Here is a 25,366-nt window from a genome sequence, read left to right as displayed (position 1 = left end):
TCCAGGCTCTCAGGCGAAGTGCCGGACCGCCGCCGGGTCGGCTGCCCGGTACGGTGACCATCCCTCCGCGTCCGGGCGGCCGTTGGCGACGAAGGAGGCCGCGGCGCGCGAGAAGGTGCGGCCGAGCGCTCGGACGGCGTCCGTGGGCTCGCCCAGCATCGGGCTCCCCGGGTAGGGGTACGCGTCGAAGGTGTCGAAGAAGAAGGGGAGCTCGCCGCAGTGCGCCGCGCCCAGGCGGTCGGGGTCCGGGACGGGCGCGTAGTCGAACTGGTAGACGTAGGCGGAGTTGCCCGCCCGGACGTGGTGGTCGGCAATCGCCAGGGTGCCGTCGCGGAACACCGTCCCGGTCTCGACCTCGGTGAGGACGTCGGCCGCGCTCGCGTGGGGACACCGCTCGGCGATGCGGTCGAAACGCTCGCCGCCGTCGGCGACCTGCCCGGCCGCGATCGCGCGCGCCTGCTCGGAGGAGGCCGCCTGGACGCGGGGATCGAAGGCGAAGAAGGCCGTCATCTCGTCCCGCGTGGTCCCGGCCAGCAGCTGCTTGCCGTCGAGCCGTCCGGCGGCCACGGCCTGCTCCCACGCCTGCGGCATCCCGAACCCGCCCAGGACCGGGTACATCGGCGGGGCGACGTCGCCGGGGCGGGCGACGTCCTGGGCCAACTGTCCGAAGCCCGAGAGCAGTTGCTCGACCGGAAGGGCCCGCAGGGCGCCGAGGACGTTCTGGCCGCCGTCCACGCCGAGGATCGCGAGAAAGCGCCGGGCGTGGTCCGCCGCGACCTCGGGGGCCTGCGGGGTGAGCCCGAACGGGCCGCTCTGGCTGATGAGTCGGCTGATCTGCGGCCCGGTGACCGGCGAGAGGCCGAGGTAGAGCGTCGAGAACGCCCCGGCGGACTGCCCGCCGACGGTCAGCGCGTCCGGATCCCCGCCGAAGGCGGCGATGTTCTCCCGCACCCAGGCCAGGACGGCGGCCTGGTCCCGCGTCCCGAGGTTGTCCACGCCGAGCTCCGGGAGGTACAGGTAACCCAGCGGGCCCAGGCGGTAGTTGGCGGTGACGACGACGATGTCCCCGGCGGCGGCCAGGTTGCGGCCGTCGTACCAGTCCCAGCCGCCGGACCCGCTGGTGAACCCGCCGCCGTGGAACCAGACCAGCACCGGGAGTTGGCGCTTCGTGCCGCCGTCAGGGCCCTCGGTGGTGGAGTCGACGTCGCCGGGCAGGCGCGGTGTCCACACGTTGAGCGTGAGCGAGCCGTCCTCGTCCCAGTCGGGGGTGCGCGGCCCCATGACCAGCTCCAGCCGCGAGGGCCCCTGCGGCACCGCCGGTCCGGGACGGGATGCGTCCCGCACGCCGGACCAGGCCGGATGCGGCGCGGGGGCGGCAAAGCGCAGCTCCCCGACGGGGGACGCCGCGTACGGGATCCCCCGGAACGCGGCGACGCCGTCCTCCCGCGTCCCCTGGACGCTTCCCGAACCGGTGCCCACAACCGGGCGCTCCGTCGTGATCATCGTTGCCACCTTCCTGACCATGCTGTGTATCGGCGCTGCCTGACGACTCAGTTCTACGGTCGAGCGGCGGAAACCATCGATGAGTGCGGCGGTACTTCGCAATGTGCGCCACAAGGCACGTGATTCTGACTGAAGTGCGACAGTGGAGCCCATGAGGCAGGAACTGGACGAGACGGACCGGCGGATCGCCGCCGTGCTGATGGCGTCGCCGCGGGCGTCGTGGCGCACGGTCGCGCACGTGCTCGGGATCTCCGAGCGCACGGTGGTGCGCCGGGCCACGCCGCTGTTGCACGACGGCACGCTGCGCCCGACGGCGGTGCGCAACCCCGCCCGCTTCCCGGGCCTGATCCCGATGGCGCTGCGGATCCGGTGTCGCCCGAACCGGATCCGGACGCTCGCGTCAGCGCTCGCGCGGCGTGCCGACACGGTGTGGGTCGACATCCTCGGCGGCGGGGACGAGATCAGCAGCGTCCTCTTCCTCGACGGCCCGCAGGCCCGCACCTCGCTGCTGCTGCGCGACCTGCCCGCCACGGCGGCCGTCCAGTCCTGGGAGGCCTACGACCTGCTGAAGGTCTTTCCGGCGGCCTTCACCTGGAGCGCCGGACTGCTGCCGCAGGACCAGTTCGACGCCCTTGCCCCGTTCGCGCGCGAACCCGCCGACGCGCCCGAACTCCAGCCGCTGGACCAGAAGTTGGTCGGCGAGCTGGCAGTGGACGCCCGTGCCGGCTACAGCGAGCTGGCCGACCGGCTGGGGACCTCGGCGTCGACGGTGCGCCGACGGTTGGACCTGCTGCTCTCCGCGCACATGGTGCGGCTGGCCTGCGAGGTGGACCTGAGCCTGCTCGGCGTCGGCAGCGAGGCGCTGCTGTGGATCGCCACCGGCCCGGGAAGCCTGGAGGCCACCGGCCAGGCGCTGAGCCGTCATCCCCAGGTGCGGTTGGCGGCGGCGACCACCGGGTCGGCCAACCTGCTGGTGGCGGTGGCGGCCCATGACCTCACCGGGCTCTACGACTTCCTGACCGGGACGGTCGGCTCGCTGGACGACGTCAGGGGGTTGGAGGTGACGCCGATCCTCAGCTCGGTCAAGCGGACCGGTCTGCTTCGCCCGTCCGAGAGCTGACCCGGTGGTCCGGGGTGACCAGACATCAGATCGTCACAGCGGGAGCGGGCTGGACTCGACGACGTTCTGCTCAGTGGTCGTCCCAGTGGCCCTGGTGGCTGGCGTGGCGGTGGCCGTCGTGGACGTAGTCGACGTGGTCCCCGTGCGGCACGGCCACGTGGCCGCAGCCGTCGCCGTGCTGGTGTGCGTGCTCGGAGTGGGTGACATGCCCGTTGGTGGCGCATTCGTCGACATGGCCCTCGTGGGCGCGGTGCAGATGGTTGTCGTGTGCGTAGTCGACGTGGTCGCCGTGGGGCACGGCGACATGGCCGCACCCGTCGCCGTGGACGTGTGGGTGGTCCTGGTGCGTGGGGTGGGCCGTCGGTGCAGACATCCGTCTGCCTCCTGTGTGCGGACGACGTGCGACATGACCATGCAGGATTGATTATATGGCGATTTGTGCATGTCTGAGTGCTTTGGTGGTTCCGGTGCCGCAGGGTCGTCCGCACATCGACGGGAGCCGCGCGCGGGCGGACGATGGAGACGATGGAGAGGCGCGGGGGTCGGACCGAATCACCAGGAGCGGGCGATGGGCACCACCACCTTGGAGGACGTACGCGCGCTGAGCACGCTGATCGCTGACGCGATCCTCGACGACGACCTGATGCGCGGTGCGCGCACCGACGCCACCGTCAGCGAGGTCGGACGGATCGTGGTGGGCGTCGACGACCGGGAGTACGTGATCACCGTCCGCCCCACCCCGCCGACCGTGGCCGACGAGGGGATCCCCGACGACGTCCCGCGCTACTCGGAGGGCGACGTCCTGGTGGACAAGGGCGCGCCGGAGCGGCGCCTGGAGGTGCTGTGCGTGGGGGAGGAGGCGTACTTCGTCCGCCGCCTCGGCGCCGCGCCCGACGGGCCGGACGGCGACGACACAGCCGAGCCGACCGAGTCGGCGTGGGCGTTCGCGACGGTCGAGGCGGCCACGGTGCGCGCGGGGGCGAACCTCTGACGCCGCGCGTGTGCGGCGACGGTGGCGACGGTGGCGGCGGTCAGCCTTGGGCCTGACGGGCGGCGATGGGCTCGGACGCATGTTCGGGGAGCCAGCTCTCGGCCTCTCCGGCCTCCCGTCGCTGCGCGCTCGTCCACGCGGCGGCCCGGGCGGCGTTCTGCTGCGCGCGCCGGTTGAGCCCGCCGGGTTCGAGAGCCGCCAGCCCACGTACGGTGTGCCGGCCGATCGTCCGCACCAGGTCCCAGGTCCCGGTCAGGGTGAACACGGGTCTTCCTCTCACCGCCGCGCGTGCGACGGCTCTCACGACGGCGATGCGCCGTCGGTCCGACAGATGGCCGACGCGGAGGACAGCCTGCTCGACCCTATGTGCTGACACGCCCCTCGGCCCGCCGACGGTTCCGCTGTTGGGCCGAACGAGGCCTTGACAGCGGGCGCGCCGTCACACGCCGAGCTGGGATGCGGTGCGCAGCACGCCGCGGAGGCGCTCCAGGGACTCCGGGGAGGTGAGGGCCTCGGCCGCCGCGGTGTTGGCGTCGAGGACCGAGCCGTCGGGTGCGGTGAGGCGGCAGGGGTGGAGCGCGTCGAGCCTGCGGTAGCCGTGGGTGAGCAGCTCGTGGACGACCGCGCCGGTCGCCGCGACTCCGGGACGCAGCGCCTCGTCCGGGTCGCCCACGACGGTCACGTCGGACTCGGCGACCAGCACCCGGGTGAGGTCCCGCCGTCCGTCACGCGTGGAGAGCAGTTCGAGCACGTCGACGGCGGTGGCGGGACGCTGCAACACCGTTGCTGCGGCCTCGATGGCCGACTCGGTGGCGGGTTCCGGCCCGAAGACCTTCTCGGGGTCGACCTCGTGCCAGTCGAGCAGCTTGGGGGTCGCGTTTCCGGAGAGGAACGACTTGGCGTAGGCCCGGGCCACGGTCCGCTCCAGGACCGGTGGGACGGCGGTCAGCACCGGCACGGCCGCACCGGCCGGCTCCTGCTCGGCGAGGTACGCGAACTCCCCGTCCAGGGACGGGTGGTGGAGGCGCAGCTCCTCGGCGACGGCGCTGACGAACGACTGCCGGTCCTCCGGCAGGACGTAGTCGGCCTCGCGGCATTCCAGCCAGCCGCTGAAGAACTGGCGGGGAACCCGGCGGCGCCTGACGATCAGGCGGCGGTAGACGGACGCGAACTCGTCGAAGGACGTGAGGGTCCGCGCCGCCGCCAGCCGGGCTTCGGCCGCACGCAGCCGGGATCCGGCGGATTGGACGGCGGCCTGGTCGGCGCGCTCCTCGATGTCGGCGGCGAACTGCGCGGTGCGGTCCAGGAACGCCGTGCCCCGGCGGATCAGGCGGGAGGTTCTTCCGGCCTCGACCAGGGCGGGGATGCCGGAGAACTGCAGCCGCTTGCGCAGCACCGCGCGGGCGGCGGCGGGGTTGGGCTCGGCCGTCACGGCGAGATCGCGGGCCAACTCGATGCGCAGGTCGTCAGCGGAGAGAGTGGTCAGCAGCGGCAGCCCGACCTGGACCACCACCGTCCGGCGGGGAAACCGGTGCGCCGTCACCCTGATGACGGGATGTCCGACAATGCTCACCGCCGAGGGCACGGGCAGTCCGTTCTCGCGTGCGGCCCGGGCGGCGATCTCGACCAGCTCCGGACAGTACTTCCGCGCCCGGGGCTGTCCCTCGGCCGCTCGGCCCGAGCCCCAGGCCAGAGCGAGGAATCCGGCTGCTATGCCCAGGATGACGAAGAGCGACCCCAGCGCCCAGTGCGCTCGTGCCCCCGCTCGCAGCAGTTGGAGGACCAGCACACCGCCGACCATCAGTCCGGACAGGACGGCTCCGAGACGCCAGGCTCTGAGCCGGGCCCACAGCAGGTCACGTGAGGAGAGCCCGCCGGCGGGCCGCGATATGTGCACGGCTCACGGTTGTACACCTGGTGCGGGGCGGTCCGCCAGAGTCCTCAACCGCCAGGTCCGCGAGGTGATGTGGTGCGCGATGCGCTGCGAGCCGCGGCGGCCGCGAGGGGGCGCCGGGTGCGGTGTTAAGGCACTGATAAAATCCGATCACGGTGTGCCGGGAAGTCTGGTCGGCTCGGAGGGGTGGACTGTCCGCATCCGCGGGGCGGCTCCCTTCCACGAGCGTCACGAAGGATGCCCTGATGCGCGCGGTCGGCACCGTACTCCTCCTCGTCGTCCTGGCCACCGCCGTGGCCACGGGGGCGAAACGGTGGCGGATTCCCGCACCGTCGCTGCTGGTCCTGGTGGGTCTGGGCATCGCGCTGATACCCGGCGCCCCGGCGCTGCACATCGCGCCGGAGACGATCGGCCTCGTCGTCCTGCCGCCGCTGCTCTACGCCTCCGCCGAGGAGCTGTCGGTGCGTGACCTGCGCACTGTGTGGAAGCCCGTGATCGTCCTCGCCTTCGGGCTGGTGCTGGCGTCCGCCGCGGTGATCGGCCTGCTCGGCGCATGGCTGACGCCGCTCAGCGGGGCCATGGCCTTCGTGCTCGGCTGCGTGCTGGCCAGCACCGACCCGGTCGCGGTGACCGCGCTCGGGCGACGGCTGGCGCTGCCGGGGCGGGTCCAGGTGCTGGTGCAGGGCGAGAGCCTGTTCAACGACGCAACCTCGCTGGTGATGTTCAAGGTCGCGGTCGCGGTGGCCGTCTCCTCCAGCGCGGTCAGCTGGAGCCGTGCCGGAGGCGAGTTCTTCCTGCTCGCGGGCGGCGGCAGCCTGGTCGGCGCCGTCGTCGCGGGCGTCGTCGCGCTGATCCGGCGGCGGACGACGGACCCGGTCCTGGAGACGGTGATCGCGCTGGTCACCCCGTACGCCGCGTACGTGCTGGCGGAGGGGCTGCACACCTCCGGCGTCACCTGCGTGGTGGTCGCCGGGGTGCTGCTCGGCCGCTCCAGCCACCGGCTCACCGACGCCCGGATCCGGCTGCAACTCCAGGCCGTGTACGGGGTCGTCGTCTTCCTGCTGGAGAGCGTCGTCTTCGCGATCGTCGGCCTCGAACTGCCGACGCTGGTGCGCGACCTGCCCGCCGGAACCGGCGCCTGGCCGTTGCAGGCACTGGCCATCGCGGCGGCGCTGATCGTGCTGCGGCTGCTGTGGATGGTCCCGCTGTCCGCCGCGCTCAAACCCACCACCCGCCGTCCGTCCTGGCGGCTTGCCGCCGTCGCGTCCTGGGCCGGGACGCGGGGCGTGATGCCGCTGGCCGCCGCGCTGTCGATCCCGCTCGTCGCCGACAACGGGAGCCCGCTGCCCGGCCGCGCGCTGGTGCTGACGCTGACCACCGCCGTCGTCGTCTTCACCCTGGTTGTCCAGGGGCTCTCGCTCGCGGGCGTCGTCAACCGCTCCGGGCTGGCCCTGGAGCCCGAGCACACCGCCCGCGAGGAGTCCCGCACCAGGCTCGCGCTGACCCGCGCCGGGCTGGTGCACCTGGACGAGATCACCGAGTTGGAGGCCGTCCCCGAGGTCGCCCTCGACCGGGTGCGCCGCCGCCTGGACGCCCAGCTCGACCACAACGCGGACGCCGAGGAGAACGGCCCCGCAGACGGCCAGACCACCCTCGACGCCTACCGTGACCTGCGGCGCGACGTCATCGCGATCCAGAGCGCCGAACTGCGCCGCCTCTACGAGGACCACCGGATCAGCGACACCACGCGCCGCCACCTCCAGCACGAGCTGGACCTGGAGGAGACCGCGCTCGGGCGCTGAGCGGCGCGAGGCCGGTTGCCGCACGTCGCTCGCCGCTTGCCGTGGGGCGGGTGGGCGAGGACCGTCGAGAGGGGAGCGGCGCGCGAGAGCGGGAGCGGGCATGGACGACCTGGCTGCGGGACCGGAAACGGGCTCCCGGGAGACGGACGGCTGGGAGACGGACGCCTGGGTGGTGGACCGACCCGGTCCGATGGCACCCGGTCCGATGGCGAGTGGATCGGCGGGGACCGGTCCGCTCGTGCGGACCCGTCGGCCCGTGCCCGAGCCGGGCCCCGGCGAGCTGCTGATCCGGGTGGACGTGTGCGGGGTCTGCCGCACCGACCTGCACCTCGCCGAGGGCGACCTCCCACCGCGCCGAACGCGGACCACACCCGGGCACGAGGCGGTGGGGCGCGTCCTCGCGCTCGGTCCGGACGCGGCGACCGCGGGCTTCGCCGAGGGCGACCGCGTCGGCGTCGCGTGGCTGGCGAGCACCTGCGGCCGGTGCGCGTACTGCACGTCCGGGCGGGAGAACCTCTGCCCCGCGTCGACCTACACCGGCTGGGACCGCGACGGCGGCTTCGCCCGGCACCTGGTGGCTGACGCCCGCTATGTCTACGCCCTGCCCGAGGGACGGCTCGGCGACGCCGAACTCGCGCCGCTGCTCTGCGCCGGGATCATCGGCTACCGGGCCCTGGCGCGGGCCGAACTGCCGCCGGGCGGACGGCTCGGCATCTACGGCTTCGGCGCGTCCGCCCACCTCACCGCGCAGCTCGCGCTCGCCCGGGGAGCGACCGTCCACGTGCTGACCCGGTCCGAACAAGCCCGCAGACTCGCGCTGGACCTCGGCGCGACCTCCGCCCGCGACGCCTACGCCGCCCCGCCGGAGCCGTTGGACGCGGCGATCCTGTTCGCGCCGGTCGGCGACCTGGTCCCGGTTGCGCTGGCGGCGCTGGACCGTGGCGGCACGCTGGCGGTCGCGGGGATCCACCTGACCGACATCCCGACGCTGAACTACGAGCGGCACCTCTTCCAGGAGCGCACGCTGCGCAGCGTCACCGCCAACACCCGGGCGGACGGCCGCGCGTTCCTGGCCGAGGTCGCCGCCCGGCCGTCGCCGCTGCAGGTGCACGTCGTCCACTACCCGTTCGAGGCCGCCGACCAGGCGCTCGCGGACGTCGCCGCCGACCGGATCACCGGCGTGGCCGTGCTCGACATCGGCGAGCGGCAGTGACGCAGCGACCCGTCGATTCGGGGGGTTCACCTGTGGTGCCGATGCTTCCCCTCCGGTTTGTGCAGCGTCACCACCAGCCAGCACGCCCACCCGATCGGCTGCAGCAGCCAGAAGCTGACGCCCCGGTAGAGCAGTGTCGCCGCGAGGGCCTGGTCCGCGCGCAGGCCGTAGAGGACGAGCAGCCCCGACAGCGACGCCTCCGCGATGCCGAGGTTGCCCGGCGTCACCCGGAGGCTGCCGAGGAACTGCGTCAGCGTGTACGCCATCAGCAGTCCGCGCCACGGGACCTGGATGCCCAGCGCCGCCATGCAGACGACCAGGACGGCGGCATCGCAGATCCAGTTGAGCAGCGCCCAGAGCAGCGGCCGGATCCAGCCGCGAAGCGTCGGGTGGAGCGCCAGCGCCTGGGTGGCCACCGTGCCGACGGAGTCCTGGAGCCGGGTGAGCCGCGGCCGTCCCCGGCCGATCCGGTGCCACGCCCGGCTGCTGACGTCCCGAACCCACGCGGAGCGGGAGAGGGCCAGCACGATGAGCAACAGCGCCACGCACGAGCCCGCCGCGATCAGCACGCCCTCGCGCAGCCCGGGAGCGGGACCGGACGGCGAGGCCACCAGCGCGCCGACGGTCAGCAGCAGACTGAGCGCGGTGATGCTCATGACCCCGGCCGCCGCCAGCGACGCGCCCACGACGGTCAGGGCGATGCCGCGCCGCTCCAACTGCCGCATCGCCCAACCGAGTGCGAGCACCGAGCCCGCGGGCACGGCCCCGGCCACGGCGTTGGCCGACACGACGACGCCGGCGACGCTGCCCAGACGGATCTCGGCTCCTCCGGCGCGCAGCAGCCACCGTTCGAGGGCGGCCAGCGCGAAGATCGACACCGCCTCCAGGCCGATCGCCACGCCGAGGAGGTCGAGGTCGACCCGCGCGACGAGGTGCGCCGCCTCGCGCACCTCCTGGCGGTGCGTGGCCGCGAGCACGGCGGCGGTGGCCGCCACGAGGACGACGGTGAGCCACCACAGGTACCGACGCCACCTCGGACGGGGCGGGTCAGGCGCTCCTGGGGTGCCTGGCGGGCCGGGCGTGTCCGTCGGCGCGGAGGGTCGCGCGGAAGGGCTTCCGGGCAGATCCGACTTGCCGGGCAGCTCCGACTCCCCGGACATCGCGGAATCGCCGGACGCCTCGGACACCGGTCTCACCCCAACGCTCGGACGGCACGCACCAGCGGTGGCTGACGGGATCAGTCCGGCGGGGGCAGCGCCGACCGGTACGCGGTGCGGCAGGTCTCACAGCGGTGACCGGGAAGCTCCTCCAGGTCGGCGATCCGGCCGCTCTCGGCGTTCGGGGCCAGGTGGTACCCGCACAGGCCCGCCTTCTCGCCGGCCCTCACGACGTGCCACATGTGCACGCGTCGGCCTCCGCCCGGGGTCGGACGGTGCTCGGCTCTGAGCTCGTACTGCATCACGGCAGGCTCCCGACGTCAGGGGTGGCCCCGCTTCCGATGCTAGAACCGGCGTCGCGCAGCCGCAGAACGGAGTCGGTGCGTGTGGCGGCCGTGGTGGACGCGTCGCGGCCGCGTCGGGCGCGGACGGACGTCAACCAGGCAGGTCCAGCGGGTTGCCGGGCTGCCAGACGAGCTGTGGGCCGTGCGCGCGCCGGGTCCTGCTGAGCAGGTCGGCGATCTGGTCGTGCAAGGAGTCGCGGACGCTCCGTGGCGTGCCCGGTGGGAAGTAGACGGCCAGAGTGAGACCGTCCGCGGCCTCGGTGGCGCTGCCGTCCCTCAGCAGTGCCACGAGATCGTCTTCCGACACGACCGCGGCGTACCCGGTGGCCCGGCGCGGGGTCGTGACAAGGGTGGGTGGTGTGTGGATGTCCTGCACGAGGTGAGATTACGCTGGTCGGCTTCCGTTTGTCTGCGTACATGCAAATCTTCAGAGCCGGCTCTGATCATGTGTACAGGCCAAAACCGTTCACGTATGACCAATGTCTTACCAATTCGGGTGGGTTCTGGCCCGATTCTGCACTGCGGCCTGATGATTTGTCTGTTGGTCCCCGGCGTCACAGGGTTGAGGATCATCGGCGTTGTCGGAGCGGCCTCGCTACGGCATCGAGTAGTTCGAGGTAGTTCCAGACAGATCAATGCAGTTCAGGCAGTTCATGCAGTTCGGGTAGTTCAGGTAGTTCAATGCGGTTCGAGCAGGGAGACGAGCGGGAGTGAGCGCGGTGGACACGTTCGACGTGGTGGTGCTGGGAGCCGGGCCGACCGGGGAGAACCTCGCGGAGCGGGCCAGGGCGGGCGGGCTCAGCGTCGCCGTCGTCGAGCACGAGCTGGTCGGCGGCGAGTGCAGCTACTGGGCCTGCATGCCGAGCAAGGCGCTGCTGCGTCCTGCCGCCGCGCTGGCCGAAGCGCGCCGGCTGGCCGGGACGCGAGAGGCGGTCACCGGACGCCTCGACGCGGACGCGGTGCTGAAGCGCCGGGACGACTTCGCGTCGCACTGGCACGACGACGGCCAGGTGTCGTGGCTCGACTCCGTCGGCCTCGACCTCGTGCGTGGGCACGGGCGGCTGGCCGGAGAGCGCCGCGTCGTCGTGCAGACGCCGGACGGGTCGGAGCGGGTACTGACGGCGCGGCATGCTGTCGCGGTCTGCACGGGCACGGGCGCGGCACTGCCGGACCTGCCCGGGATCGAGAAGGTGGGCGTCTGGACCAGCCGGGAGGCGACCAGCGCGGACTCGGTGCCCGAGCGCCTCGCCGTCGTCGGCGGTGGTGTCGTGGCCGTGGAGATGGCCTCCGCCTGGGCCGCGCTGGGCAGCCGGGTGACGCTGCTGGTGCGCGGCAACGCGCTGCTGGACCGGATGGAGCCGTTCGCGGGGGAGCAGGTGGCCGAGGGGCTGAAGGCGGGCGGCGTCGACGTCCGCTTCGGCGTCTCGGTGGCCGGCGTCTCCCGCGAGCCCGGCGGCGAGGTCGTGCTGGACCTCGGCGAGGACGAGAAGTTGACGGCTGATCAGGTTCTCTTCGCGATCGGCCGCAGGCCCGCCACGGCCGACCTGGGCCTGGAGACCGTCGGGCTGGAACCGGGCGGCTGGATCCGGGTCGACGACACGGGTCTGGCCGTCGACGTCCCCGGCGAGTGGCTCTACGCCGCCGGGGACGTCAACCACCGGGCGCTGCTCACGCACCAGGGCAAGTACCAGGGCCGCATCTTCGGCCAGGCCATCGCCGACCGCGCGGCGGGCCGCGCCCTGGACACCGGCGACTGGGGGCGCAGCGTGGCCACGGCCGACCGCGTGGCGGTCCCGCAGGTGGTCTTCACCGACCCGGAGGCCGCCTCGGTCGGCCCCACGCTCGCGGAGGCCGAGGCACAGGGCCTGCGCGTGCGCGCCGTGGACTACGAGATCGGCAACGTCGCGGGCGCCTCCCTCTTCGCCGACGGGTACAAGGGCCGGGCCAGGGCCGTGGTCGACCTCGACCGCGAGGTCCTGGTCGGCGTGACCTTCGTCGGCCCGGGCGTGGCGGAGCTGATTCACTCGGCCACGGTTGCTGTCGTCGGCGAGGTCCCGATCGCCCGCCTGTGGCACGCGGTCCCGTCCTACCCGACGATCAGCGAGGTGTGGCTGCGCCTGCTGGAGACCTACCGCGGCTGATGCTGGTTCCGGCCCTGATCCTGGCCGCGGCTCTCGCTGCGGCTCAGGACAGGGGCCAGCGGATCGCGATGAAACGCCCGGCATATCGGGTTAGCCTGGACGAGCGAGACCTGGCATCGACACCCCGAGCTTGGCTTGCCTGGCGGCTTGGGCGTCGTCCTCTCCCGCGCCCGGAAATGCTCCGACTCGCCCCGCGGGGTCCTGCAAGCGGTTCCCCGGAGGATGGCCGGATCGGCAGTGCGGCCCGATCAAACGGTCCGCCGGAAGGAGTGGATCGATGTCAACAACGGCATGGCGGTTCCGCGGCACCGAAGAGGCCGATGACGCCGTCCTCAGACTCAAGCAGCTGGCCGGCCAGGAGCTTATCGACGTGCGTGATGTCGACGTGCTCCGCTGGCCGCTGTACGCAGCGGCCCCCCAAGTACAGGAGCACGTGACCGACGAGGGCAGCAAAGCCGCGTCGCTCGCCAAGAAGTTCAGCAAGGCCGGCATAGAAGGCACGATGATCGACTCGGTGAAAGGCGATATGACACCGGGGAGCTCAGCGCTGGTACTGCTGAGCACCGATGCCGACATCGACGCCGTCGCCAAGGCCTTCGAGGGACACGCCGTGGAGTTGATGCGCTCCGACCTTTCGGTGAAGCAGGAGGATCAGCTCAGAGCTGCCTTCGAAGGACCGTCCACCGGCGGCCAGGAGCCTGCCTAGCCAACGGCCTGCACAGCGGCACCGACGTGACACTAGCGTCGACCGGTCACAAAGGCCGGTAGTGGGTTGAGGCGGGCGAAGCGGGCGTGGCGTTGGACGGTGGCGCGGTCGAGTTCGTCCATGAGGCGGCGGCTGCGGTGCTCCGGGTCGAGTTCGTCGAGGATGCGGTCGACCTCGGCGAGCAGCGCGCCGTGGAGTTGCCAGGCCAGCGGGTGCTCCTGGACCTGACGCAGCAACAGGTCGGCGACCCGTTCGCGGCTGGCCCAGGCGGCGTCGAGCTCGGCGGCCAGGCGCTGTTCGGCGCCTTCGGCGTCGCGGCTGACCTGGGTGGTGACCAGGACCCCGAAGCTGACCAGGGCGCCGCCCAGGTGGCCCAGCAGGTCCTGGAGCCCGGCGGCGATCTCGGCGGGGAAGAGCGGCTCGTCAGGGCGGCGGCGTTTGGCCAGGTCGGTCAGGGTCCGGGCGATGACGCGGACCACGACGACGCAGATCTCCAGGGTGTCCAGGCCGGTGCGCAGCATCAGCCGGGCGAGCAGGCCCTCGCTGATGCGGGGGTTCAGCCGCAGGCTGTCCTCGGCCTGGCGCAGCGCGCCGTCGACCTGGGCGATGTACTGGTCCAGGCGGCGCGCCTCGTGGAGGCGTTCGGCCGCGCGCTCGACCGGGATCGGTGCGTCCAACTCCTCGCTCAGGGCCAGCAGTAGTTGTCGGACCCGCCGGGCCAGGTCCTCGATCGACTCACTGGCCGGTTCCACCAGCACGGGCGGCGCGAGGAAGAGGTTGAACGCCAGCCCGACACCGGCGCCGATCAGCGTCTCCAACACCCGGTCCCAGGCCTGCGAGGCCAGCTGGGTGACGCCGAGCACCAGCATGCCGCTGATGGCGACCTCGTTGACGAACTCGTCCACCCGGATCAGATGGCCGAGGGCCAACGCGGCAAGGATGATCAGGCCGAGGCTCCACCAGGACAGCCCGACGACCGCGCTGAAGCCGATGGCCAGCAGCACGCCCGCGACGACCGACACGACCCTGCGCACGCCGGTGGTCAGCGTCGAGTAGAGCGTGACCTGCACGACCAGCAGCGTCGTCAGCGGTGCGGTCAGCGGCGCGGGCTGATTGCTGAGCTGTTCGGCGACGGCGTAGGACAGCGTCGCCGCGAACGTCGCGCGCAGGGTCTGCGCCACGAGCGGGTCACGGCGTGCTCGGGCGACGGCGGCACGGACCGGGGCCGTGGCAGGTGCCGTCGAGGGGGCCGTGGCGGGTCCCGACGGCGGTTCCGCGTCCGGTCCCGTCGGGCTCAGTACTCGCCCTTGATGACGAAGAAGGAGCCGCGGATCTCGCCGGCCAGTTTGGACTTCTGGCGGGCGAACTTGAAGCGGGTCGCCAGCTCCTCGGGAACCTCCATGCCCTGCGAGAGCTTGAAGCCGACGGCGCGCTTCTTGCCCTCGTCGATGCCGTACATGACGTTGATCGCCAGGCCGGACTCGTAGAACACGTAGGCCATCCGCAGGCCGTCCACCTCGAAGGACGTCACCCCCAGCGGGCGGGAGCCGATCACGATGTCGCGCTCGTCGGCGAGGACGCGGTTCACCCATTCGAGCGTCGCCGGATCCTCGCTCGCCGGGGTCACGGTGAAGACGTGGTCGTACTTGTTCTTGTAGTAGCGGGCCTCGTTGGCGCGCAGCCCGGCCAGCGCCTCCGCGACCGGGGACGACTCCAGGCCGGTGGTGGACACGTTCACGAAGTCGACGGTGTACGGCATGCGCTCTCCCGAAGTCGGTCTGTCAGGGAAAACGCTAACGGCCGGGTCTGACACAGCGACGGAGGCTGGGCCATCCGCCGGATCCGGCGCGCGCGACGGTCCAGGGGCTCGCGCCGCCTCGGGCCGGCCGGCGGACTCGTTCGGTTCCGCCGGGCGGGGTGGCTGGCTAGGGTTGGGTGGTGACGGATGCTTCGGGGGCTCTGGTGGGTGGCCGTTACCGGCTGGTGGAGTTGGTCGGTCAGGGCGGCATGGGCCGGGTGTGGCGCGGTTTCGACGAGACGCTCCACCGGGATGTCGCCGTCAAGGAGGTGCTGCTCGCCGCCGACGTCGGCGAGTCCGCGCGCTGGCAGGTGATCCAGCGTGCGACGGCTGAGGCGCGAGCGGCCGCGCGGTTGCAGGATCCGGGGATCGTCACCGTGCATGACGTCGTCGAGCAGGAGGGTGTGCCGTGGATCGTCATGGAGTACATAGCCGGGACGTCCCTGGGCGCGCTGCTCGACCGGGAACACCGACTCGTCTGGCGGCGGGCCGCGGAGATCGGCGTCTCGGTGGCCGAGGCGTTGGCCCATGCGCATGCGGCCGGGGTCGTGCATCGTGATCTGAAGCCGGACAACGTGCTGTTGGCCGGGGGGCGGGCGGTGATCACCGACTTCGGGATCGCCCGGATCCTCGACGCCACCACCCGTCTGACCAGTACACATGCTGTGGTGGGCACCCCGCAGTACATGTCGCCGGAGCAGCTCCAGGGGCAGGACGTCACCGCCGCGAGCGATATGTGGGCGCTCGGTGCGACCCTCTTCACGGCGCTGGAGGGGCGTGCACCGTACGACGGCCCCACCCTTGTGGCGATCATCGCCGCCGTCGCCACCCAGTCACCACCCGCATTACGCAACGCCGGTCCGCTCGCCGAGTTGATCACCTCGCTGCTCGACAAGGACCCGGACCGACGCCCCGACGCCCGCACCACCGCCCTTGAGCTGCGCGGGCTCCTTCGCGCACCGAACAAGCCCACACGCGAGCCCACACGCGAGCCCGCGCCCCAGGGCGGTGATCGGCCGCGCTTCAGCAGGCGGTCGGTCCTCCTCGGTGGGGTCGGCGCCGCCGTGGTGGCGGGAGGCGTGGTCGCCGAGCTCCTGGAGAGGGGCGGGTCGGGCACATCCGGCAGCGGAGCTGCTGCTTTCGACACGGTGGGTCTGACGAAGGGCCAACTCGTCACGCTGCCCGGGTACACGGGCAGCGTCAACTCCGTCGCGTTCAGCCCCGACGGGCGCACCCTCGCGGGGGCCTGCGACGACGCCAAGGTGCGCCTGTGGGACGTGGCGACGCGCAAGGCCGAGGCGACCCTGGTCGGCCACACCAAGTCGGTGAGCTCGGTGCGGTTCAGCCCGGACGGGAAGACGCTGGCCAGCGGCAGCGCCGACGAAACGGTCCGGCTGTGGGACCTCGCCACCCGCACGGCGACCACGACCCTCACCCCGGGCATTCCGGTGTACGCCCTCGCCTTCAGCCCCGACGGCACCAGCCTCGCGTCCACCGGAGAGGTCGCGGTGGCCATGTGGGGGCTCAACGGCCAGGCCGAGAGCGACATCACCACAGTGACCGCGACCAGCGACCCACTCGGGGTGCTGTCCCTGGCGTTCAGCCCCGACGGGAAGGTCCTGGTGGTCAGCGGGTTCGGTGCGCAGATCGAGTTCTGCAGCGTCTCGGCCGGAACAGTCGTCGCCACCGTGTCACCGGGCAAGAACGACCTGTTCAACCGGGCCGGCTTCAGCCCCGACGGGACGCTCGTGGCGAGCGGCTGCTCCGCCGAGCAGAACGCCGCCGCCGTCAGCCTCTGGGACGCCGCCACCCACGCCGAGGTCGCCCGCCTGAACTGCGAGACGCTGGCCGTTACTTCAGTGGCGTTCAGCCCGGACGGCCGGACCCTCGCCGCGGCGACTCCCTTCAGCGGAAGCATCAGGCTGTGGGACGTGGCGAGCCGGAAACCCTTGGCCCCGCTGACCTGCCCGTCCGGCATGGTGGGGCAGCTGGCGTTCAGCCCGGACGGAAGGCTGCTCGCCAGCGGGGGCAAGTCCGCCTCGCTGCGTGTGCTCGCCTGAGGGGGAGCGTGAACTGCCGTCTGCGGCAGACTTGTTCCGGGATCGCGTCGTGGCGTCCGTGGCTACAGTTGCATGGTGACGGATGCTTCGGGGGCTCTGGTGGGTGGCCGTTACCGGCTGGTGGAGTTGGTCGGTCAAGGCGGCATGGGCCGGGTGTGGCGCGGTTTCGACGAGACGCTCCACCGCGAGGTCGCCGTCAAGGAACTCCTGCTGCCCGCGGACCTTGCCGAACCTGCCCGTCGGGGGCTGATCGAGCGGGCGACGGCTGAGACGCGAGCGGCCGCGCGGTTGCAGGATCCGGGGATCGTCATCGTCCACGACGTCGTCGAGCAGGACGGTGTGCCGTGGATCGTCATGGAGTACATAGCCGGGACGTCCCTGGGCGCGCGGCTCGCTGCGCAGGGCCCGCTGGGCTGGCGGCGGGCCGCGGAGATCGGCGTCTCGGTGGCCGAGGCGTTGGCACATGCGCACGCGGCGGGGGCCGTGCATCGTGATCTGAAGCCGGACAACGTGCTCTTGGCCGGGGAGCGGACGGTGATCACCGACTTCGGGATCGCCCGGATCCTCGACGCCACCACCCGTCTGACCAGTACACATGCTGTGGTGGGCACCCCGCAGTACATGTCGCCCGAGCAACTCCAGGGGCACGACGTCACCACCGCGAGCGACATGTGGGCGCTCGGAGCAACTCTCTACGCGGCGGTCGAAGGACACCCTCCCTACGACGGCCCGACTGTCTGGGCCGTCGTCGCGGCCGTCGTCAGCGAGCCACTGTCGGCTCCTGGCGACGCCGGGCCGCTTGCCGGGCTGATCGCCTCGCTTCTTGACCGGGACCCGGACCGACGGCCCGACGCCCGCTCCGCGGCTCGGATACTGCACGAGCTGCTCCATCCCGCGAGCGAACCCCCGCACCCGCCCACCGTGGTCGACGCACCTTCCGATGCCGATGCCGAAGCCGCCGCGGTGGCGGGCGCCGACACCGTGACGAGCGTGGCCCCCGAGAGTGAGGAGGCCCTTCAGAAGGCGGGGCCGGGACCCAGCCGACGCACCGTCACCCTCGGTGGGCTCGGGGTTCTGGCGGTCGCGGCCGGGGCCACGGTCGCGGCACTGGTCGCGGATGGTCAGGGCAACCCCAACTCCCGTGCGAGCGGCGGCAGCCATCCTTCCGGCGGGTCGGACTCGACGTCGCCCGACACCCTCCCCGGCTACACCGGCAAGGTGAACTCGGTGGCGTTCACCCCCGACGGCAGGACCCTGGTCGCAGGCTGCGACGACGGCAAGGTGCGGCTGTGGGACGTCACCTCGCGCGCCGTCGTCGGCATCCTCGTCGGGCACACGAGCGCGGTGGGCCCGGTGGCCGTCAGCCCTGACGGCAAGGCCGTTGCCAGCGGCAGCGACGACACCACCATCCGTCTGTGGAGCCTGGCCACGCGCACCGCCTTCGCCTCCGTCTCCTTCGCCGCGGATCTGGCGCACCTCGCCTTCAGCCCGGACGGCAAGACCCTTGCGGCCACGGGGTATCTGGGACTCGTCTGGCTGTACAACGCCGCCGACGGATCCGCCGCGGGTCAGCTGGACGCGCCCGACGTGCTCCAGTACACCCTGGCGTACAGCCCGGACGGGAAGACCCTCGCGACCGGCAGCCTCGACGGCAAGCTGGTCCTGTGGAACACGGCCGCGCGCAACGTCGAGGCCACGCTGTCGCCCGGGAGCTCCATCGAGAACGTGGTGGTGGCCTACAGTCCGGACGGCAGAACCGTGGCGAGCGCGTCGACTCCGCTGACGGACCAGGGCTTGGGCCGGACGAGCATCCAGTTCTGGAACGCGACCACGCACGCGAAGACGACGGAGCTGCTGGTCAACCCCACCGTGTACGCGCTGAACGCGATCGCGCTCAGCCCAGACGGGCGCTCCGCCGCCGGAGCGGGCAGCGAGGACAGCGGCGGGGCGGGATCCGTTCTGGTATGGGACATCGTGACGCGCGCCGTCACCGCCGTCTTCGGCGCGCACCTGGGCGACGCGAACTCAGTCGCCTTCAGCCCGGACGGCCGGACCCTCGCCAGCGCCAGCCAGGGCGCGCAGCTCTGGAAGTTGCCCTGACCGGTTAACCGGCATGGGTGGTGACGGAGGGTCAGAAACTCGGGCCAGCCGCGCTTCCCGTTGTTTTCTGTTGCGGTCGGTCAAGGGGACGACGGTCGGCCGGAGCAGGGGCAGGCGGAGGCGAGCCTGTCATCCTCGCTGTCCTCGCCGTTCTCCGTCTCGCGGTCCTCGTCACTGATCAGCCAGTCGATGATGGATCGGGGAAGATGCGCGGATCCTGGGCGCTCCGCGCCGTCGTCGTGTTCGAACCTGTTGCTTGCGGTCATACGCCCAGCCTCCGCCCTGACCGGCCTCTTTGGGAGGGGGTGGCGCGGCATTCGCCAGATTCGCCAGGGCGAACCGGGGAGCATCTCGGGATAATTCGGGCGGGCGGCTGTCCGGTCGGCGTCGGCAGGCGTCTGGTGAGGACGGGGCCGAGGAAGGCGACAGCGAGGCTTCCGTTGATCAACACGAAGGTGAGGGCGTCGAACCTCTGCTGCCCGACGAGTGACGCCATGAGGTAGGTCAGGCCGGGGACCGCCGAGGCAATCAGCGTCACGGCCATAGGTGGGGTGCGCTGCATGCCGATCTGCAGGACGAACAGGGGAAGGGTCGCGCCGAGTACCGCGATCGACGCGATGAACCCCACGCGTGATGCGGTCCAACCCTCGGCGGGGTGGCCCGCAAAGGCCAGCACCGCTGCCGCGATCAGATAGGTGAGATGGAAGCGGTGCGCCGTCACCTGGACCGGGGTGACCCGGAGTTGTCCCAGGCGGTGCGAGAGTGTCGCGATTGCGGCCGCCGAGCAGCCGGCGATCGCGGCGATGCCCACCCCGCCCGCGAGGAGCGCCGGGGATTCGCCCCGGCCCGTCGAGACCATGCGGGATCCCACGGACAACGCCAGCGTCAGAGCGACTGCGCCGAGGCCGAGTTCGGCGGTGCGGCGCGCGGGCGGGGATTTGCGGATCCGGAAGCAGGCCACGGCAAGCGGACCGATTCCGGTCTCGACCGCGGCGGCCAACGGGGCTGGAATCGCGGAGAGAGACCAGTAGAAGCCGAGGAACGTCACGGCCGTGGCCACGTTGAGCGCCACCATCAGGCGCAGTCGAAGGCCGCGCAGCGGTACGCGCTCACCGACCGCCCGCAGCCTGGCCGTTACGCCGAACACCAGGGCCGACGTGCCGAAGGCGATGAACGAGAGCAGGACGCTCTCCGCGCCGTTGAGATTGCCGGACAGCAGCCCGTTCGACAGTGCCTGCAGTGTGACTGCGAAGGCGACGAGCAACGAGCCACCCATGAAACGCCCTCACCATCTATCCGTTTTACCGGTTACCCCTCGGGCCGCGAGTCTGGCACGCGGGGCGTCGATGGACAACCGGTAATCGCGATAGCTGGTGTAATCTCGCTCGGAGTGGGCTCGCTCGGCCACTTCGCGGAAAGGAGGCGCCGGATGCTCGAACCGCCACCGGCCGCGCTGCTGATCGAGGCGTTCGCGAACACGCTCAACCTCGAGTACGGCACCGACGCGCTGGATACGCCGGGTCACACGACCGACTGGCTGCTCGCACAGGGTCTGCTCAGCGAGCGCCGCCGCCTGAGTTCCGACGTGTACGAGCGGTATCTCGCGCTGCGCGCCGGCATCCGTGAACAACTCGGCGCACATGTGGGCGCCAGCCCGGTGGCCGCCCTCGTCGACGCGGCCGACGCGATCCTGCGTACTCTGCCGCTGCACGCGAGCATCCAGGCCGCGCCGCTCGTCCCGAGCCCTGAACTGGCGCCCTCACTCCAGCCGCTGGCAGCTCTCGCCGTCGCCTGGACACAGCTCCGGCTGACCGGCGACTCAGTCCGCCTCAAGCGTTGCGCCGAGCACGAGTGCGAGCTGGTGTTCTGGGACCTGTCGAAGAACCACAGCCGCAGGTGGTGTTCCATGCGCGTCTGCGGGAACCGGGTCAAAACCCGCTCCTACGCCGCCCGCAGAGCCGCCGGCTCGGCGGACTGAGGCGCGGGGCGGGTTGAGGCGCGGCGCGCGTTGACGCGGCCGTGCGGTTACCTGAGGGTCCGTCGCCAGAGGGTCTCGCCGTCATGGCGTTCGTCGGTCGGCGTGAGCCCGGCGGCGCGGGCGACGGCGGCGGACGCGTGGTGGTCGGGGTGGATGTGGGCGACGACGGTGTGCACCGACAGGTCGCGGAGCCACGCGACGAGCCCTCGGGCCGCTTCGGTGGCAATTCCCTTTCCCTGCCACGGAGTTCCCACCACCCAGGCGACCTCCGCGACGGGCATGCGGTCGGCGACGGTGACCGTCGCCTGGACCGTGCCGGTCAGCCGCGCCTCGTCGCGCAGCTGGATCACCCAGTTCAGCCAGGAGACGGCCGGATCGGGGGAGCCCGCGGTCAGGCGCAGATAGCGGGCGCGCAGGGCTTGCGGGGTGTCAGGGGCTCCACCAATGAAGGCGTGCAGGGCGGGGTCACTGAGCACCCCGGCCATCTCCGGCGCGTGGTCCAGGTCGAGCGGCAGCAGGTCCAGTCGCGGGGTGCTGATGAGCTGAGCTGCGATGGTCATGCCGCGACCGCCTCTGAGTGCGCGCAGGGGGAGTCGGCCTCGCCGATGTCGAACACGACCGCGCTGCTTCGGGGCATGCGAGGAGCCTAGCCGCTTCGATGGCGGCTGAAGGCCGGGCGCTTCGGGCCCGCACGTGGCGGGCTAGTGTGCGGAGTTCCAGGCCTTGTGGACGAACTCCAGGCGGTTGCCGTCGAAGTCGGCGACGTTGGCCGCGTAGTAGCCGGGGGCGAAGTACGTGCGGTCGGCCGGGCGGCCCTCGTCGAGGCCGCCGGCGTTGATCGCCGCCGTGTAGGCCGCGTCGACGGCCTCGTTGGTGTCGCAGACGATGCCGAGGTACAGGCCCGTCTCGCCGGGGTTGCGGCGGCGGAGCCAGATGCTCGATCCGACGCCGGTGCCGGAGACGTAGGTGGCGTCGCCGAGGCCGAAGAGGTCCGGGACGTTGTCGGGGCCTGACGCGGCGTCGTAGTTCCCGAAAGCGCGCCAGCCGAGAGGCTTCAGTGCCTCGATGTAGAAGGCCAGCGACTTCTCGATGTCCGTGACGGAGATGTAGACGTGGTCGATCATCCCGAGGCGTCCTTCCACACAACGGCGGTCCTGCAGCAGACCGTACGCGACGCGGCCGGCCGAACGCCGTCGCCACGGCGGGCGCATCGCCGTCGGGTTCGAGGAGCGTGCCGCCCCCGCTGGGCGAGGGCGACGACGCGGGCGGCACGCTCCACCGCCGCTCAGGCCTCGATGTTCTCGAGGTCGGCGAGCAGGCGCGGGTGGGTCGGCGTCCAGCCGAGGGTGGCGCGGGTGTGGGCGCTGGAGGAGGGCTGGTCGGTCGCGAAGATCAGGCCGAGGGGGCCGAAGCTCTCCTGCGGGACTGGCTTGACGGGGAGGTTGAGCCGCCGACCGATGACCGCGGCGATGTCGCGGACCGCGTCGCCCTCGTCGTCGACGGCATGCCAGGAGGTTCCGGCCGGAGCCTTCTCCAGAGCGAGCCGGAACAGGACCGCGGCGTCGAGCGCGTGGACCGCGGGCCAGCGCTGTGCACCGTCGCCCGGGTAGCCGGCGACGCCCGTGCGGCGGGCGATGTCGGTCAGCAGACCCGCGAAGCCGCCCTGGCCCTGGTTGTGGACCGTGCGGGGCATCCGCACCGCCGAAGTGCGCACGCCGCGGGAGGCGAGTGCGAGGGTGCGGGTGACCGACTCGCTGCGTCCGGCGACGGGTCCCACCAGCGGCAGCGGGTCCTGCTCGGTCGACGCGCGTCCGGCGACGTGGGGCGTGCCGGACACGGTGACCAGGGGCCGGTCAGTGCCGACGAGGGCGTCACCGATCGCCGCGAGCGCGGCGCCTTCCTCGGCGATCGCGCGGGCGAGTGCCTCGGGCGAGCTGAAGTCGTTGCTGAAGGCGAGGTGGATGACGCCGTCCGCCTGCTCCGCGCCGCTGCGCAGCACGTCGAGGTCGGTGAGGCCCCCGCGCAGCGCGCCCGCGCCGGCGGCCTCGGCGCGGGCCGCGGAGGCGTCGGATCGGGCGAGGGCGGTGACGGAATGGCCGCCAGAGAGCAGTTCGGCGACGACGGCCGAGCCGATCAGGCCCGTTCCGCCGGTGATGAAGACGCGCATGGCGAGCTCCAAGGAGTGATGCGACTAGTGTCCTATCACCGTACACCGTGATGCGACAGAAGTCGCATCATCTAGGATGGTCGTATGCCCAGATGGAAGCCGGATGCCAAGCAGCGCCTGGTCGTGGCCGCGCTCAGCCTGTTTGCTGAGCAGGGTTACGACGACACGACGGTCACGCAGATCGCCGAGCGGGCGGAGCTCACCCGCAGCACGTTCTTCCGCCACTTCGCCGACAAGCGCGAGATCCTCACCGCGGGGCAGGCGACGCTCAGTCGCCTGCTGGCCGAGGGCATCGACGCTGCCCCTGCGGACGCGACGCCGCTGACAGCGGTCGCGGCCGGTCTGGAGCGGGCGTCGGGCGAGATGACGGCGTTCAACCGCGAGCTCAGCCCGTTGCTGCACGCGGCGATCGAGGCGAACGAGGAGCTTCAGCGGCGCAACGCGCTGAAGAGCATGGGCATGGCCGCGGCGATGGTGGACGCGTTGAAGAAGCGGGGCGTGGCGGAGTCGACGGCGCAGGTGGCGGCCGGACTCGGCGTGCTCGCGTTCGGGATCGGCTACGCCCGCTGGGCCGACCCCAGCCGGGACGAGGACCCGGGCGAGCTGGCGGACCTCACGCGGGCGGCGTTCGACGAGCTCCGTGCGGCGGCGGCCGATCTTCGCTAGCGCGAGGCCCTGGCACGAGGCGCTAGGGCGAGCTGGAGCGAGGAGCAGCCGCCGCCGACGGTCGGGTCAGCGGATGAACGAGATCTCCGGGAAGCTCTTGGAGGGCCCGTTCATCAGCGGGTTGTTGGTGATGTGCAGGGCCACGTCGAAGTACGCGGCCAGGTAGGTGCGCTCGATGAGGAAGGCGCGGTTGAGGTTGAGCGTGCCGAGGTCCGCCTGGATCTGGGCGGGCTTGAGGCCGAACTGGGCACCGGCCTGGCCGAACATGATCGCGTAGTCGCTGAACGTCAGGTGCTGGGTGCCCGCCAGCTTCAACTCGTAACGCGGTCCGGTCTGGTGCGCCCAGAAGGTCGCCCAGCTCCCGTCCTCGCGACGGTCGTGGTACGACGCGCCGAAGAGCAGGATCGGCCGCTTGAGGTTCTGCGACAGGACCGGGCCGTAGAGCTCGCCGTCGAGGTCCGCGCCCGCGGCGATCCGTGGGTCCAGCGCCATCGCGTCCATCACTGTCGGGCCGCCGAGCGACCAGCCGAACATGCCGATCCGCGACATGTCGATGTCGCCCGCCAGGCCTGCGGGGAGCGGAGCGTGGTCGACGTCCGGGTCGGTGCCCTTGGCGATCAGGGCCAGCTCGTTGACGACGAACTTGGCGTCGGCCGAGCGGACGGTGAGCGTGTACTTGGCGCTCGCCGCCGTCTCCAACTCCAGGCGGTTGCCCGGGAACTGCACCTCCTCGGCGTCGTGGGTGCTGTCGATCTCGACCACCAGGAAGCCGCGGCTGGCCAGGTCCTCGGCGAGCGTCGTGCCCTGCGAGCGGTCCGAGTGGAAACCGGTCGAGTAGAGCACCACCGGCAGCTTGCCCAACTTGGTGTCCACCGGCGCGCCGAGATGCCCGGCCGTCGTCGGCAGGGTGACCGTGCCGGGCTTGACCTTCCAGCTCTGCAGGAAGTGACTGCCCGCCAGGGACTGCAGCCAGGGCGCGAGTTGATGGCCGGTGGCCGCCACGGTGGGATACCAGAGCTGGACCATCAGCTCGCGCGGCGGGTAGGTCGGAACCCACGGGTCGTAGCGGGTCTTGTCGACCAGGTGCAGGTTGACCGTGCCGACCTGGTACGGGCCGGTCGGGGCCGGGATCACCGGCGTGACCGACCGGACGACGTTGCTGCCCACCGGGCCCGCATGCACGTGCGGCAGGCCCGCCGTACCGCCCTGTGTGCTGCCGCCGTTGGCGGCGGCCTGCGCCCGGGCGACGGCGGTGTCGTCGGCCGGGCCGCCCACGGGACCGCCGGCGCTGTCGGTCATCGGCGCGTCCGGGACGACGGCGCCGGACCCCTTGCCGGTGTGCGGCTTTCCGGTGTGCGGCGTGGCCGCCCCGGCGGGCGCCATGGTGGCGCCCAGGACGAGCGCCATGGCGCCGACCGTGCCGGCGGCGCGGGCGGTCAGGCGGCGTCTTCTTGTTCGGGAAACTGACATGGGTGGAACCCCCCTTGCGCATAGGCCGCGTAGACGGACGGCGACCTGAAGCGCCCAAGGTACCGGGTGCTGAGCAGCGAGGAGACCCATGGGTCGGTCATCACGGTGGCGGCGTCGGGAGATGTGCTGAGTGCCTGGTGGGGGAGGGGCGTGCGGGTCGCGCGGAGCGCCGTGAGGCGTATGTGACACGCCGTCAGAATCCCTGTGCATTCCCTCTGGGCTCGCTGTGCAGTTCGGTACCGGAGGCGGCGCTTCA

25 protein-coding genes are annotated in these 25,366 nt (G+C 71.9%); 10 read left to right on the top strand and 15 right to left on the bottom strand.

Translation table 11 applies throughout. The features are described 5' to 3' along the window. Positions 1–9: 9 nt before the first annotated feature. Positions 10–1,503, bottom strand: a complete 1,494-nt coding sequence (locus tag I2501_RS14545) for a carboxylesterase/lipase family protein (protein WP_196194400.1) — start codon at positions 1,501–1,503, stop codon at positions 10–12. Positions 1,504–1,654: 151 nt separating this feature from the next. Here I2501_RS14545 and I2501_RS14540 point away from each other — a divergent pair, with 151 nt between their 5' ends. Beyond that, the gene (locus I2501_RS14540; protein WP_196194399.1) at positions 1,655–2,623 is read left to right on the top strand and encodes an Lrp/AsnC family transcriptional regulator; all 969 of its coding nucleotides are present in this window, start codon (positions 1,655–1,657) and stop codon (positions 2,621–2,623) included. Positions 2,624–2,693: 70 nt separating this feature from the next. Here I2501_RS14540 and I2501_RS14535 read toward each other — a convergent pair whose 3' ends face one another. Continuing rightward, the gene (locus I2501_RS14535) at positions 2,694–2,996 is read right to left on the bottom strand and encodes a hypothetical protein (RefSeq protein WP_196194398.1); all 303 of its coding nucleotides are present in this window, start codon (positions 2,994–2,996) and stop codon (positions 2,694–2,696) included. A 195-nt stretch (positions 2,997–3,191) separates the two neighbouring features. On the opposite strand from I2501_RS14535, the gene I2501_RS14530 reads away from it, so the two are divergent. Next, complete coding sequence (locus tag I2501_RS14530) at positions 3,192–3,614, top strand: hypothetical protein (protein WP_196194397.1); 423 nt, start codon at positions 3,192–3,194, stop codon at positions 3,612–3,614. Positions 3,615–3,654: 40 nt separating this feature from the next. Here I2501_RS14530 and I2501_RS14525 read toward each other — a convergent pair whose 3' ends face one another. Both I2501_RS14525 and I2501_RS14520 read right to left on the bottom strand, forming a co-directional pair. Then, positions 3,655–3,879: a hypothetical protein gene (locus tag I2501_RS14525; RefSeq protein ID WP_196194396.1), complete on the bottom strand. Its 225-nt coding sequence runs from the start codon at positions 3,877–3,879 to the stop codon at positions 3,655–3,657. Positions 3,880–4,053: 174 nt separating this feature from the next. Further along, the gene (locus I2501_RS14520) at positions 4,054–5,511 is read right to left on the bottom strand and encodes a hypothetical protein (RefSeq protein WP_196194395.1); all 1,458 of its coding nucleotides are present in this window, start codon (positions 5,509–5,511) and stop codon (positions 4,054–4,056) included. 242 nt (positions 5,512–5,753) lie between these two features. On the opposite strand from I2501_RS14520, the gene I2501_RS14515 reads away from it, so the two are divergent. Both I2501_RS14515 and I2501_RS14510 read left to right on the top strand, forming a co-directional pair. Continuing rightward, positions 5,754–7,310 (top strand): Na+/H+ antiporter, encoded by a 1,557-nt coding sequence (locus tag I2501_RS14515; protein WP_196194394.1) that lies wholly within the window; start codon positions 5,754–5,756, stop codon positions 7,308–7,310. Between the two features lie 109 nt (positions 7,311–7,419). Continuing rightward, a complete protein-coding gene (locus I2501_RS14510; protein ID WP_408022740.1) occupies positions 7,420–8,523 on the top strand; it encodes a zinc-dependent alcohol dehydrogenase family protein in 1,104 nt (367 codons plus the stop codon). 26 nt (positions 8,524–8,549) lie between these two features. Here the strand turns inward: I2501_RS14510 and I2501_RS14505 are convergent, their stop codons facing one another. The 3 genes from I2501_RS14505 to I2501_RS14495 all read right to left on the bottom strand — a co-directional run bounded on the left by I2501_RS14505 (position 8,550) and on the right by I2501_RS14495 (position 10,400). Next, a complete protein-coding gene (locus I2501_RS14505; RefSeq protein WP_236046431.1) occupies positions 8,550–9,683 on the bottom strand; it encodes a lysylphosphatidylglycerol synthase transmembrane domain-containing protein in 1,134 nt (377 codons plus the stop codon). Positions 9,684–9,760: 77 nt separating this feature from the next. Beyond that, positions 9,761–9,982 (bottom strand): hypothetical protein, encoded by a 222-nt coding sequence (locus I2501_RS14500; RefSeq protein WP_196194391.1) that lies wholly within the window; start codon positions 9,980–9,982, stop codon positions 9,761–9,763. A gap of 133 nt (positions 9,983–10,115) precedes the next feature. Continuing rightward, a complete protein-coding gene (locus I2501_RS14495; protein WP_196194390.1) occupies positions 10,116–10,400 on the bottom strand; it encodes a hypothetical protein in 285 nt (94 codons plus the stop codon). A 334-nt stretch (positions 10,401–10,734) separates the two neighbouring features. Here I2501_RS14495 and I2501_RS14490 point away from each other — a divergent pair, with 334 nt between their 5' ends. Further along, positions 10,735–12,165, top strand: a complete 1,431-nt coding sequence (locus I2501_RS14490) for a dihydrolipoyl dehydrogenase family protein (RefSeq protein WP_196194389.1) — start codon at positions 10,735–10,737, stop codon at positions 12,163–12,165. Positions 12,166–12,442: 277 nt separating this feature from the next. Then, positions 12,443–12,871, top strand: coding sequence for a DUF1269 domain-containing protein (locus I2501_RS14485; RefSeq protein ID WP_196194388.1), 429 nt, complete (start codon positions 12,443–12,445; stop codon positions 12,869–12,871). A gap of 32 nt (positions 12,872–12,903) precedes the next feature. Here the strand turns inward: I2501_RS14485 and I2501_RS14480 are convergent, their stop codons facing one another. Further along, positions 12,904–14,052 (bottom strand): FUSC family protein, encoded by a 1,149-nt coding sequence (locus I2501_RS14480; RefSeq protein WP_328806368.1) that lies wholly within the window; start codon positions 14,050–14,052, stop codon positions 12,904–12,906. Between the two features lie 113 nt (positions 14,053–14,165). Beyond that, positions 14,166–14,630, bottom strand: a complete 465-nt coding sequence (locus tag I2501_RS39340; RefSeq protein WP_196194387.1) for a phage tail protein — start codon at positions 14,628–14,630, stop codon at positions 14,166–14,168. A 179-nt stretch (positions 14,631–14,809) separates the two neighbouring features. Between I2501_RS39340 and I2501_RS14470 the strand changes: the two genes are divergently transcribed. Next, positions 14,810–16,729: a WD40 repeat domain-containing serine/threonine protein kinase gene (locus I2501_RS14470; protein ID WP_196194386.1), complete on the top strand. Its 1,920-nt coding sequence runs from the start codon at positions 14,810–14,812 to the stop codon at positions 16,727–16,729. A 75-nt stretch (positions 16,730–16,804) separates the two neighbouring features. Then, a complete protein-coding gene (locus I2501_RS14465; protein ID WP_196194385.1) occupies positions 16,805–18,829 on the top strand; it encodes a WD40 repeat domain-containing serine/threonine protein kinase in 2,025 nt (674 codons plus the stop codon). Positions 18,830–18,909: 80 nt separating this feature from the next. Here I2501_RS14465 and I2501_RS14460 read toward each other — a convergent pair whose 3' ends face one another. Both I2501_RS14460 and I2501_RS14455 read right to left on the bottom strand, forming a co-directional pair. Further along, a complete protein-coding gene (locus I2501_RS14460) occupies positions 18,910–19,095 on the bottom strand; it encodes a hypothetical protein (protein WP_196194384.1) in 186 nt (61 codons plus the stop codon). Further along, complete coding sequence (locus I2501_RS14455) at positions 19,092–20,105, bottom strand: EamA family transporter (protein ID WP_196194383.1); 1,014 nt, start codon at positions 20,103–20,105, stop codon at positions 19,092–19,094. The genes I2501_RS14460 and I2501_RS14455 overlap by 4 nt, the downstream gene beginning before the upstream one ends. A gap of 153 nt (positions 20,106–20,258) precedes the next feature. On the opposite strand from I2501_RS14455, the gene I2501_RS14450 reads away from it, so the two are divergent. Beyond that, positions 20,259–20,807 carry a CGNR zinc finger domain-containing protein gene (locus I2501_RS14450; protein WP_196194382.1) on the top strand — a complete coding sequence of 183 codons (549 nt, stop codon included), beginning with the start codon at positions 20,259–20,261 and terminating at the stop codon, positions 20,805–20,807. A gap of 47 nt (positions 20,808–20,854) precedes the next feature. On the opposite strand, the gene I2501_RS14445 is transcribed toward I2501_RS14450, so the two are convergent. The 3 genes from I2501_RS14445 to I2501_RS14435 form a co-directional block, all read right to left on the bottom strand. Next, positions 20,855–21,367, bottom strand: a complete 513-nt coding sequence (locus I2501_RS14445) for a GNAT family N-acetyltransferase (RefSeq protein WP_196194381.1) — start codon at positions 21,365–21,367, stop codon at positions 20,855–20,857. A 141-nt stretch (positions 21,368–21,508) separates the two neighbouring features. Then, a complete protein-coding gene (locus I2501_RS14440; protein ID WP_196194380.1) occupies positions 21,509–21,931 on the bottom strand; it encodes a VOC family protein in 423 nt (140 codons plus the stop codon). A gap of 161 nt (positions 21,932–22,092) precedes the next feature. Next, the gene (locus tag I2501_RS14435; protein WP_196194379.1) at positions 22,093–22,974 is read right to left on the bottom strand and encodes an NAD-dependent epimerase/dehydratase family protein; all 882 of its coding nucleotides are present in this window, start codon (positions 22,972–22,974) and stop codon (positions 22,093–22,095) included. An 84-nt stretch (positions 22,975–23,058) separates the two neighbouring features. On the opposite strand from I2501_RS14435, the gene I2501_RS14430 reads away from it, so the two are divergent. Further along, positions 23,059–23,640 (top strand): TetR/AcrR family transcriptional regulator, encoded by a 582-nt coding sequence (locus I2501_RS14430; RefSeq protein ID WP_196194378.1) that lies wholly within the window; start codon positions 23,059–23,061, stop codon positions 23,638–23,640. A gap of 66 nt (positions 23,641–23,706) precedes the next feature. Here the strand turns inward: I2501_RS14430 and I2501_RS14425 are convergent, their stop codons facing one another. Further along, positions 23,707–25,110, bottom strand: a complete 1,404-nt coding sequence (locus I2501_RS14425; protein WP_196194377.1) for an alpha/beta hydrolase family protein — start codon at positions 25,108–25,110, stop codon at positions 23,707–23,709. Positions 25,111–25,366 lie beyond the last annotated feature (256 nt).

Source organism: Streptacidiphilus fuscans, from assembly GCF_015690355.1.
GTDB lineage: Bacteria > Actinomycetota > Actinomycetes > Streptomycetales > Streptomycetaceae > Streptacidiphilus > Streptacidiphilus fuscans.
This window is presented reverse-complemented; position numbering and strand designations above follow the sequence as displayed.

What these genes read in the sequence shown, in the direction of transcription:
- I2501_RS14545 (WP_196194400.1), bottom strand. Translation starts at nt 1,503, where the DNA reads ATGATCACGACGGAGCGCCCGGTTGTGGGCACCGGTTCGGGAAGCGTC.
- I2501_RS14540 (WP_196194399.1), top strand. Translation starts at nt 1,655, where the DNA reads ATGAGGCAGGAACTGGACGAGACGGACCGGCGGATCGCCGCCGTGCTG.
- I2501_RS14535 (WP_196194398.1), bottom strand. Translation starts at nt 2,996, where the DNA reads ATGTCTGCACCGACGGCCCACCCCACGCACCAGGACCACCCACACGTC.
- I2501_RS14530 (WP_196194397.1), top strand. Translation starts at nt 3,192, where the DNA reads ATGGGCACCACCACCTTGGAGGACGTACGCGCGCTGAGCACGCTGATC.
- I2501_RS14515 (WP_196194394.1), top strand. Translation starts at nt 5,754, where the DNA reads ATGCGCGCGGTCGGCACCGTACTCCTCCTCGTCGTCCTGGCCACCGCC.
- I2501_RS14505 (WP_236046431.1), bottom strand. Translation starts at nt 9,683, where the DNA reads ATGTCCGGGGAGTCGGAGCTGCCCGGCAAGTCGGATCTGCCCGGAAGC.
- I2501_RS14500 (WP_196194391.1), bottom strand. Translation starts at nt 9,982, where the DNA reads ATGCAGTACGAGCTCAGAGCCGAGCACCGTCCGACCCCGGGCGGAGGC.
- I2501_RS14485 (WP_196194388.1), top strand. Translation starts at nt 12,443, where the DNA reads ATGTCAACAACGGCATGGCGGTTCCGCGGCACCGAAGAGGCCGATGAC.
- I2501_RS39340 (WP_196194387.1), bottom strand. Translation starts at nt 14,630, where the DNA reads ATGCCGTACACCGTCGACTTCGTGAACGTGTCCACCACCGGCCTGGAG.
- I2501_RS14460 (WP_196194384.1), bottom strand. Translation starts at nt 19,095, where the DNA reads ATGACCGCAAGCAACAGGTTCGAACACGACGACGGCGCGGAGCGCCCA.
- I2501_RS14455 (WP_196194383.1), bottom strand. Translation starts at nt 20,105, where the DNA reads ATGGGTGGCTCGTTGCTCGTCGCCTTCGCAGTCACACTGCAGGCACTG.
- I2501_RS14450 (WP_196194382.1), top strand. Translation starts at nt 20,259, where the DNA reads ATGCTCGAACCGCCACCGGCCGCGCTGCTGATCGAGGCGTTCGCGAAC.
- I2501_RS14445 (WP_196194381.1), bottom strand. Translation starts at nt 21,367, where the DNA reads ATGACCATCGCAGCTCAGCTCATCAGCACCCCGCGACTGGACCTGCTG.
- I2501_RS14440 (WP_196194380.1), bottom strand. Translation starts at nt 21,931, where the DNA reads ATGATCGACCACGTCTACATCTCCGTCACGGACATCGAGAAGTCGCTG.
- I2501_RS14435 (WP_196194379.1), bottom strand. Translation starts at nt 22,974, where the DNA reads ATGCGCGTCTTCATCACCGGCGGAACGGGCCTGATCGGCTCGGCCGTC.
- I2501_RS14430 (WP_196194378.1), top strand. Translation starts at nt 23,059, where the DNA reads ATGCCCAGATGGAAGCCGGATGCCAAGCAGCGCCTGGTCGTGGCCGCG.
- I2501_RS14425 (WP_196194377.1), bottom strand. Translation starts at nt 25,110, where the DNA reads ATGTCAGTTTCCCGAACAAGAAGACGCCGCCTGACCGCCCGCGCCGCC.